Source organism: Anaerovibrio sp. (genome assembly GCF_051866355.1).
Classification (GTDB): domain Bacteria; phylum Bacillota; class Negativicutes; order Selenomonadales; family Selenomonadaceae; genus Anaerovibrio.
This window is the reverse complement of sequence record NZ_JBJDWZ010000070.1, coordinates 7,592-16,515: the sequence shown is the minus strand read 5'-3', so window position 1 is coordinate 16,515 and position 8,924 is coordinate 7,592. Positions and strand designations below refer to the sequence as shown.

The 8,924-nt window shown below is 43.2% G+C and carries 12 protein-coding genes; all 12 read left to right on the top strand.

What is annotated here, in order from left to right; all coding sequences use genetic code 11:
• A partial coding sequence (locus tag ACI3UA_RS04265) for a helix-turn-helix transcriptional regulator (protein WP_439723590.1) occupies positions 1–206 on the top strand: 206 nt, incomplete at its 5' end.
• A 657-nt stretch (positions 207–863) separates the two neighbouring features.
• The gene (locus tag ACI3UA_RS04260; RefSeq protein ID WP_439723589.1) at positions 864–1,301 is read left to right on the top strand and encodes a hypothetical protein; all 438 of its coding nucleotides are present in this window, start codon (positions 864–866) and stop codon (positions 1,299–1,301) included.
• An 18-nt stretch (positions 1,302–1,319) separates the two neighbouring features.
• Positions 1,320–1,661, top strand: coding sequence for a hypothetical protein (locus ACI3UA_RS04255; protein WP_439723588.1), 342 nt, complete (start codon positions 1,320–1,322; stop codon positions 1,659–1,661).
• A complete protein-coding gene (locus ACI3UA_RS04250) occupies positions 1,658–2,440 on the top strand; it encodes a ParA family protein (protein ID WP_439723587.1) in 783 nt (260 codons plus the stop codon). The genes ACI3UA_RS04255 and ACI3UA_RS04250 overlap by 4 nt, the downstream gene beginning before the upstream one ends.
• Before the next feature lie 5 nt (positions 2,441–2,445).
• Positions 2,446–3,759: a ParB/RepB/Spo0J family partition protein gene (locus tag ACI3UA_RS04245; protein ID WP_439723586.1), complete on the top strand. Its 1,314-nt coding sequence runs from the start codon at positions 2,446–2,448 to the stop codon at positions 3,757–3,759.
• A 23-nt stretch (positions 3,760–3,782) separates the two neighbouring features.
• Positions 3,783–4,004 (top strand): hypothetical protein, encoded by a 222-nt coding sequence (locus ACI3UA_RS04240; protein WP_439723585.1) that lies wholly within the window; start codon positions 3,783–3,785, stop codon positions 4,002–4,004.
• Positions 4,005–4,030: 26 nt separating this feature from the next.
• Positions 4,031–4,483, top strand: a complete 453-nt coding sequence (locus ACI3UA_RS04235; RefSeq protein ID WP_439723584.1) for a M23 family metallopeptidase — start codon at positions 4,031–4,033, stop codon at positions 4,481–4,483.
• Between the two features lie 30 nt (positions 4,484–4,513).
• A complete protein-coding gene (locus tag ACI3UA_RS04230; protein WP_439723583.1) occupies positions 4,514–5,587 on the top strand; it encodes a replication initiator protein A in 1,074 nt (357 codons plus the stop codon).
• 2 nt (positions 5,588–5,589) lie between these two features.
• Positions 5,590–6,309: a hypothetical protein gene (locus tag ACI3UA_RS04225; RefSeq protein ID WP_439723582.1), complete on the top strand. Its 720-nt coding sequence runs from the start codon at positions 5,590–5,592 to the stop codon at positions 6,307–6,309.
• 264 nt (positions 6,310–6,573) lie between these two features.
• Positions 6,574–7,158 (top strand): S26 family signal peptidase, encoded by a 585-nt coding sequence (locus tag ACI3UA_RS04220; protein ID WP_439723581.1) that lies wholly within the window; start codon positions 6,574–6,576, stop codon positions 7,156–7,158.
• A gap of 19 nt (positions 7,159–7,177) precedes the next feature.
• Complete coding sequence (locus ACI3UA_RS04215; RefSeq protein WP_439723580.1) at positions 7,178–7,702, top strand: hypothetical protein; 525 nt, start codon at positions 7,178–7,180, stop codon at positions 7,700–7,702.
• A complete protein-coding gene (locus ACI3UA_RS04210) occupies positions 7,702–8,769 on the top strand; it encodes a SpoIIE family protein phosphatase (protein WP_439723579.1) in 1,068 nt (355 codons plus the stop codon). Before ACI3UA_RS04215 ends, ACI3UA_RS04210 begins: the two co-directional genes overlap by 1 nt.
• Positions 8,770–8,924 lie beyond the last annotated feature (155 nt).

The following is an 8,924-nucleotide window of genomic DNA, read 5'->3' as shown; positions in this document are numbered from 1 at the left end:
TTATGGATTTTCCAATCCCAAACAATCTCAAAGCATTGCGCAGGGCCTCTGGCTTCTCCCAGGAAGAAGTAGCTGATGCCGCCGGTGTGGCCATCAAGGCCTACAACCGATATGAATATGGCATCCGGGAACCAAAGGTCAGGATTGCCAATCGTATTGCCAGATTTTTAAATACAACCACAGACCAGATATGGGACATTTATTAGCCATGAACCATGAGCTATAGGCAGTAAAAAGGCAGTGTTTCTGCTAAAGAATCATTCCTTCATTCCAAGGGTAATATCTACAACGGCGATGCCAAACATCATCGTCGCTTACTGCCTATAGCTGGTGGCTTGTGACCACCAGTAGCTTATTTACACCTCTTAGCTCTTAGCAGGCAGCATAGTCTCGCCGCTGCCTGCTAAACCACTTATCTTATGGGCATCAGCAAATTCATGTTGGTGCCTGTAAAATAGGCGGTTTTAGCCTATCCCTAAGAAACCCCTTATCATATCAGGTAATTAAGGAGTGATTTATGGCACACTAAAAGCGTGCAGGGCGCGCCAAACAAAAAACATATACAACAAAAACTAAATAACAACATCGCTTGCCTGGATTTCGCAGATCTGGTAAGCAAGCAGCCTCCGATGTATACACATGACGTAGACACGCAGGAGGCTGGGTTCATCGCCCTGGGGAGTACAGATTCGCAGTCTCCTTCCCAGGACAATGAGCCAAAACGACGGTTATATCTGATTCGCAGTCAGATATAACTACATTATACCAAAAATTCAATAAAAATGAAAATCATACAGCACGGCTTTGCTCAAAAATGAAGTCAGATAAATTTTAGTGTCAAAAGTACAGGGAGGTATGAGAATATGTTGGGAAATAGCATGGTCATTGATGGCGTAAGAATCAATGATAAAATGATTTTTGTAGGGCAGACATACAAAAATAAAACAGTCTACAAGATTGAATCAACGTCTACCTCCAGAGACAGGGAGACAATGGAGGAAGTGGTTTTATTATCCTCAGATCGTATGATTGCTGTAATACGCAATTTTACAGAGCAAAAATCCACACTGGAATACCGATTAGGAACGAATGTGGTTGAGAGGATTAAATTCCATGATGGTGAATACTATGTATGTCAGCGTGTGAATGGGCTGCCAATAACAAGAATAGGTGTATACACCACTTCTATAGTTCCTGATACCAGGATTTATTTTTCTGATGCTGCAGGCAACCAGATTGCCTGCGAAGAACTGTGCGATTATGTAGAAATTTGGTACAGACCATATTCATTGCCGTTTTAAGTAAATCGGAGGCATGAAATGGAAGCGGAGAGCATAGAATATTTAAAAAAACGCATAGCCAGCTTAGAGATGGATTTACATTCATCTCACCAGAAGCAGCATGTTTTGCTAACAAAAAATCTGGCTACTGAAAAGAAGCTCCGTAATATGGAGGCGATTTTTGCAGCTAATCAGCATGATACGCTTGAAGTATTAGTGGATAACTTCATCACGGACGGTAGAGTAGTTTTGAAGAAAATTTCCCAGCAAGTGCATATCATTGAGTTTGATGTGGAAAATGCGGCCAGCCTGCAAAAGATGATTGATTACCTACAGCATGTGATCGCGGAACTGGAGAGTTTGAAGGAGAATTATCAATGAAGACAATAAGTTTTATAAACCTAAAGGGGGGCGTTGGCAAGACCACTATTTCTGTGAATTTTGCCTATGCCGTAGCAAAGATGTATGGCGAGAAAATCCTGTTTATCGACAATGATAAGCAAGGAAACGCCACGGATTGGCTCAGCAGACACGATGGGAGCGAGTATGGCAGCATTACTCATATCCTGATGGGGGATGTAACGGCAGATAACATACAGGAGGCTATTCAGCCAACGGTACATGAGAATATTGACCTGATTGCAGGTGATATGGGAATTATCGAGGCTCATGCCAAGCTGCTGAAGTCGGATAATATCAACCAGGCAACTGTTATTCGGGATGCGTTGGAGCCGGTTGTAAATAAATACAAGTTGTGTATTATCGATAATCCCCCGGATATAAATCTGTCGGTGTTCAATACATTGTCCATTACGGATGATGTGGTTATTGTGACAACTACGGAGAAAGATTCTTTGGACGGCATGTATCTCATGCTTCATCAGGTGAAATCATTACAACAGTATAATCCATATTTACATTTGAGGGGGCTTTTGTTCAATCAGTATCTTACGAGTGCGGAAAATCATGAGCTGTTTGGCAAATTGCGCCAAGAACAGTTTCCGATATTTTATACCAAAATACGTTATGCCAGTCAGAAGGCAAAGAGACATATGGATATGGCACGTAAAGAAGGCAAGACCTTGCTGGAGAAGTCTCCTAACTGTCATGTGGCAAGGGATATAGTCAAGTTTGTCAAGGAATTTTTCGGAGAGAGGTGATATGAATGGCATTACCGAAGTACGGTGGTGGACTTGCTGATTATCTGAATGAGAATACCAGGTCAGCCATCAGCAGCACGGGAACGCGAGTAGAAAATATAGATTTTCAAAATCTCATCCCTCACGAAAACAATTTCTATGGTATGCGGGACATTCCGTCCTTGGCGAAGGACATGCGTATGTCGAACTGGGTTGAGCCTTTGCGAGTTCAGAAAACCCAGGAGCCGGGAAAGTATATTATTCTTTCCGGTGAGAGACGTTACCGGGCAGTTATGTACCGGTATGAGCATGGTGAAATTGAGAGCCGGGAGATACCCTGCGTTGTTACGGAGGCACCGGCAGGGAATGGCCTGCTCACCGCAGAAATGCAAACTGATATTGCCATAATCATGGCAAATTCCCACCGGGTAAAAAATTTTTCGGAGAAGCTTCAGGAAATTGAAGTGCTGGAGCCAATGGCGAGGATTTATTATCAGAAGGCAAAGGATGAGGGCAGTTATGCCGGTGCTTTCAGAGATTATTTTGCAGAGCAGATTCTGAATATAAGTGCAACGCAGCTGCAACGGCTGCGCTCCCTGCGGTCTTTACTGGATGATTTTCTGTGCCTGCTGGACGAGGGCAAAATAACCAGGCGTGCTGCCGAGGAACTGGCACGGCATACTGCGGATGAGCAGATGGATTTTCAGAGTGCGATGAAAAGTTTCAGCAGGGAATGTGATTTTGATTATGACGATGTAGTGGCGTACTTTCATATTCCGTCAAAGACTGTTACGTCCGATGAGCCTGAAAAATCTGATGGTGTAGCGGAGACTGCTGAAAATGGCAATAGCAGCCAATCGGAGTATGACGAGGCATCAGAGCCGGTTCGGGATAATCCAGTGTCAGGCATAGACGAGGGAGGCGGGGCCTGTGCAGAACCTGACATGGAAGATGAGCCGGAAATAAACGGTAGCTCACAACAGGATATCATCAATGAGGATGATGATAACGCTCCTGATACTTTTTCTGAGAATCAGGGCAGAGCTGCTGAATATGGCCGGGAGGAAGAAGAGATGCCGTCATTAACGCAGAATACGAAAGATGATGGAGATGCGGAACCGGCTGCAACGGAAAATGGCAGTATCCCTGCCAAACCGGCTGCTTTGGATGGTATTGCCAATAGCGGCATGGCGTTTGTCGTAAAATACCTTCAGAAGGGCATGAAAGAAAGCGAGGAAATGCTGCTTATTGCCAGGGAAGATGGTGATGAAGTGAGCATCGCCCAGTATGAGATGGAAGTAGCTTCCTTCAAAAATGCCATTGTCAGGTTGTCACATTAACAGGTTAAGAATGGAGGATTTTCATGTTAGAAACGTTAAAGAATTTGCAGCAGTCAGAGGAAGTGCTTGAAGACTATGAGCATGAGGATGGCAGGCAGGTTATGGATGTCAGCGATACCATCCCAGAAGATGAATTTTACGGTCAGGTGATTTATGCCGGGGAGGAGCATGGCCTGGTATCTCCAAAGGAGTATGAGCTTATCCAGAAGGAGCAGGGACGGCAGAAAGCTGATGACACGGAGTGACGAGGGCATACAAGGCGATAAAATCTTTGTTCACAATATCTGTAATATCTGCATTAACATTTACACTCATGAATTTCGCTTCTTCGGAAGCTCATGATTTGCCGGTGACGTCACCCTTTGGGTGGCGTTACCACCCTATAGACGGGCAGTACAAGTTTCATACAGGGGTGGATCTCGGCTATGGCTATGGTGATGGCGTTCCTGCCCTGTTCGACGGACAGGTTGTAGCTGCTGGTGACTATGGAGATGGCTATGGATACCAGGTGATGCTGTATCATCCCAAAACCGATACCTATACAAAGTATTGCCATCTCAGCAGTGTTTATGTTGCAGTGGGAGATTGCGTGGCACAAGGGCATATTATTGGCAGTGTAGGCTCCAGTGGGTACTCCACGGGGCCTCATTTACATCTTGAGTATATTGTGCGTGGTGCAGGGGGACAGTATGAATTTACTGATCCGCTGCAGTTATGGATGTGAAAAGGATAAAAGCAGAAGGAGCGGAGCATCATGGGCGAGCGGTTTAACATAAAGGACATAGATAAGGAACGGTATATAGCTATACCGATGGCACTATTTACACAGGAGAATTATGCAGGTCTGGACAACACAGCCAGGCTGATTTATGGCTTCTTGAAGTCCCGGTTAAATCTCAGTCGCATTAACAAATGGTTTGATGAGAGTGGCGATATTTTTTTTATTGCAAAAATCTCCGAGATGGCGGATTTTTTCGGCATCTCAAAAGGCTCTGTCTCCAAAAAGATGGCGATGCTGGAAGATGCAGGTCTTTTGGAGCGGAAAAAGATGGGCGGGCATCAGGCTGATCGACTTTATCTGAGGAAGATAAGCTCCGCCAATATAAACATGCAGAATAATGTTCAAGTGCCATTAGACAGCAGCATTGCACCATCAGAAGAAGTTATCCACAATGAGTATGGCTGTGATGATTCAGAGTTTCCTGCAGGAAACCCTGAGCCGCCATGTTCCTGTCAGAGTTTCCCGGAGGAAACACAGCAGCTTTCAGAGTTTCCGCCAGGAAACCCTGAACCCCCGGAGTTTCCCAGGGAAAACCCTAGAGTTTCCTGTGGGAAACCCATAAATACTAGAAATAATATACAAGAAAATAAAAATACTAAAATAATCAACAACAACAAGAGCAGGCCTGGCATATCTGATGAGCAGGCAGGCCATTGTTCCGCAACTCAAGTTTATGGGCAGGAAAATGGGCAAAGCAGGCCTGCTGTTGATGTTGTATCAAGTTTTTTACATGATGTTGGCATGAATGTCAAAACAATCAAGGCTTTTCTGCAGACCTATAGCAGGGAGAAGATTATCAAGGCAATCGAAGTATTGAAACAGCAGAAAGGTATAAAGAATCCAGCCGGATTTTTGCGGCGGGCACTGGAAGAAGGGTATCAGCCGTCTGTAGGCAGGCAAATTCACTCGGCAAAGATGGGGGCTTTAGCTGCAGGACTGCAGGATGACAACGTAGTTATGGATTTTACCACCGGGAACACATACAGAATTGAACCGCTTAAGCCCGTCTGGGAACTGGGAACTGGCTTTATAGGCAAGAGGGTGTGACTATGTTTAAATATAGACCGAATATAAATAATTATCTGGCAGAGTATGCAATTAAGGAGAGATTTCATCCTACCACTATTCTGCCAAAGGATGTGCAGCTGTACTGCATGGCAGGCAGGAGCAACATCTATCGCACTTTTTTGATGTACCAACGGCACATAATCAATAACATGATAGTGGATACGATATGCCGTTGCCTGACTGATACGCAGATCAAATTTTTTCTGTATAAGTACAAGGACAATCAGACATTCACTTGGATTTCCACAAAACTGGATGTTTCCACCAGTTCGCTGTTCATCTGGAACAGAGATATTCAGCGTGACATTCAGAATATGCTTTTTTATAACATTGGTGTTTCTGATATATTTGTACCACAAAAAATCATCAATATGATTCACATTTTGGATGCACGTATAGATGCCCTGGAGTGGGGAATACAGGTAGGAGTTGAAGTCAATAGGAAATGGCTGCAAAACCTCATTGACAGGAGAAGCTGCTACAGGCAGATATTGAGCAAGCTTGCAGAGTGCCAAGCTGCTCCGGATGAATCGTCATATAATTGGGTAATCAGCCATAAATGCCGTTATCACCATTTAACTATCGATGAGCTGAGCTGTGAAGCTGCGATTAACCGGGCATCAATTTATCGTTATCTAAACCAGTTTCGGCAGACTGCATCGGAAATCTTTGCACGTTGGGGATTTAAGCTTTCTGCATAACAAAAAGCAGGTTCTGTTCAAATTGGACAGAACAGATAGCCTGTCCAATTTGAACAGAACAAATGAGTTGACCAAATTGAACAGAATGAAAGTTTCATAAAAGGTATAAAAAGGGCCGTTTTTGTATAAAAGTGGTCTTTTTTTTCGTCAAAAAATGCGACAAATCTGTAATATTTTTTGTAAATTTTCTGCTAAAGTGTTATTCAGTAGATTTTTGTGAAACTGATTTACCCAATAAAGCTGTTTAGATGATGAGGAATGGTTATGACAAGTGCTACAGACAAGAAACTTAAAAGAAGAAACAGATTGTATTTGATTTGCCTGTTTGTATTTTTGACTATTTTGTTTTGCATTGACAGGATACCAGTAGATAAAAATAGGGCTGGTCAGACTGGGTATGAAATGTTCTATACAAACTCATCCCCATCTATACCACGCGGCATTTATCTCCGCGTGCCAATGCTTAGCATTGACAGAAAGGATTATGTCGTGTACCAACCGCCAGCAGAGTGTGTGGCAATCGCTATGAGCAAAGGATGGATTACCAATCCTGACGTACTATTCGTCAAACATGTAGGTGGACTGGATGGAGATATGTATGAAGTGAGTTATAAAAAAGGCTTCTATATCAATCACAAGTATCACGGGCATATCAGTGATAATGATGCTCTGGGGCAGGCAATTCCGTATAAAGAAGGTGAATATATTATATCCGGAAGTAAATTTCTGCCACTGGGGGACAATCCCAGAAGCTTTGATGGCAGATACACTGGAACTGTACCGATGGAAAATATTCGAGCAAAGGTAATACCGTTTATCACAGAAGATATTTTTAATGTTTTTCGTTAGATGTTGGGTAGGAGGAGCTATGGCGTTAGTGAAAAATATAGAATTTCATGCACACGGATATAACGATTTTATAGAGCGTGTATTGCCGGAGCTGGATGTGATTTGCAATGAAACGTTGGCAGATCCGGAAGGACATTTTCAGATTGCCATTATGGAGGCAGTCAATAATGCAGCCCAGTATTCCCTGGCAGGGCTGACTAAGGCTGATGTGGACATCAAAATGAGCATCCGTGACATGGATATCAAGGTATCAGTCAGTTCAGAAACCAAGGAGTTTGATGTAAAACGTTTTTGCGATGAAATCAAGGCATTGGGAAAAGATAAGCAGTGGCAGAGAAAGACATTTGGTGAGTTCAAGGGAACAAGACTGTCCGGCAGAGGTATCTGGCTGATGCTGGAGGCCTGTGAATATCTGTATATTGATGTGGAAGATAAAACTGTGACAATGTGTGTGAGCTATCCATTGCCGAAAAAGCTGATAACACAGAATATCGGTGTGTTATCAGAAAGGCTTTTCCTAAGTGAGAACGGGGTGATTTATTGATGAAAAAACCTGTCATTCTGGTGGTACATAGGAATCCTGAAAAATTAATCCAGCAGATTGATTACAGTCTGGACAATGCAGCAATCCTGCATGGCGCATCTGATGGATTGGAAGCATTGCTAAAGTGCCAGCAGCTTCATCCAGCATTGGTGATAGTGGATATAGACTTGCCGGATTTCAATGGTATGACTGTGGCATCGTCAATTAAGGATAATAAGGAAAATCATGCATTGGTTTATCTCACTGGTTTGGAAGGGATATTGGAAAATACCAAGGCAGACAGGTATCTGCCGTATGGTATTCCTTATGAGCTATTCATAGCACAGCTAAAGCATGATTTTCAGCAAATCCAGGGTGGGGAGAAGCTGGATGAGGGTATGGAGAATGCGATTGTTCGGCAATATGACTGGCTTATCCCGGCTTATTCCAGGGAAGATACCGGCGGGGCATTTGCCGTCAACAGGATGTTGAGTCCGTATTATCATTTATCGGGCGATGGGCTGTATTATACATTGTTAAAATCTGATGCAGATATCCATAGCGACAACAAGGATGGCTTGTATGGATTTATTTTTGACTGTGTGGGGCATGATTTATTTAGCTATGGTCAGGCCATGAACACCCTGTATATATTAAAAACGTATATGTGGCAGTATCAGGCTGGCATATATGATACATTGGACAAGGTTATCAGGGCTGTGAATGAAGAAATCATAAGCAACTTCGCTTCTTCAACCCTGATACCGACATTGTGCTTTTTTATGGACATTCATGCTCAAAAACTTATCTATTGCTCAGCGGGCATACCGTCATTGCTGGTTAAATATAAAGATCATTCCAGGCGCGAAAGCATAAGCTGCCGTTCCTACCTGATTGGTTATGACAGGGATGTATCATGGCATGAAGAAGTGATGGATTTAAGCAATGTGGAGGAAATAACTTTCATCACAGATGGCTTAAATGATCTCTTGCGGGAGAAGTCGGAAAGCGCAGATGAGCCGATGGCTTTTGCCAAGCATGATGATATATCGGCTATATTCATACAGATTTTTCATGAAAGTAAATAAGATTTATCTGAGGAAAGGATGTTATATATGCAATTTATTACCATCAAGGGAGACACCGCTGTATTGGCAGTTAATGGGAATTATATCACCACCCGCGTAAAAGCAATCAAGGCTGAATTTAACACAGCAAGGCAGAACGGCTGCACAAAGCTGCT

Excerpts from the sequence above, each read along its gene's own strand:
- ACI3UA_RS04260 (WP_439723589.1), top strand. The coding sequence starts at position 864 with ATGTTGGGAAATAGCATGGTCATTGATGGCGTAAGAATCAATGATAAA.
- ACI3UA_RS04255 (WP_439723588.1), top strand. The coding sequence starts at position 1,320 with ATGGAAGCGGAGAGCATAGAATATTTAAAAAAACGCATAGCCAGCTTA.
- ACI3UA_RS04250 (WP_439723587.1), top strand. The coding sequence starts at position 1,658 with ATGAAGACAATAAGTTTTATAAACCTAAAGGGGGGCGTTGGCAAGACC.
- ACI3UA_RS04245 (WP_439723586.1), top strand. The coding sequence starts at position 2,446 with ATGGCATTACCGAAGTACGGTGGTGGACTTGCTGATTATCTGAATGAG.
- ACI3UA_RS04240 (WP_439723585.1), top strand. The coding sequence starts at position 3,783 with ATGTTAGAAACGTTAAAGAATTTGCAGCAGTCAGAGGAAGTGCTTGAA.
- ACI3UA_RS04230 (WP_439723583.1), top strand. The coding sequence starts at position 4,514 with ATGGGCGAGCGGTTTAACATAAAGGACATAGATAAGGAACGGTATATA.
- ACI3UA_RS04225 (WP_439723582.1), top strand. The coding sequence starts at position 5,590 with ATGTTTAAATATAGACCGAATATAAATAATTATCTGGCAGAGTATGCA.
- ACI3UA_RS04220 (WP_439723581.1), top strand. The coding sequence starts at position 6,574 with ATGACAAGTGCTACAGACAAGAAACTTAAAAGAAGAAACAGATTGTAT.
- ACI3UA_RS04215 (WP_439723580.1), top strand. The coding sequence starts at position 7,178 with ATGGCGTTAGTGAAAAATATAGAATTTCATGCACACGGATATAACGAT.
- ACI3UA_RS04210 (WP_439723579.1), top strand. The coding sequence starts at position 7,702 with ATGAAAAAACCTGTCATTCTGGTGGTACATAGGAATCCTGAAAAATTA.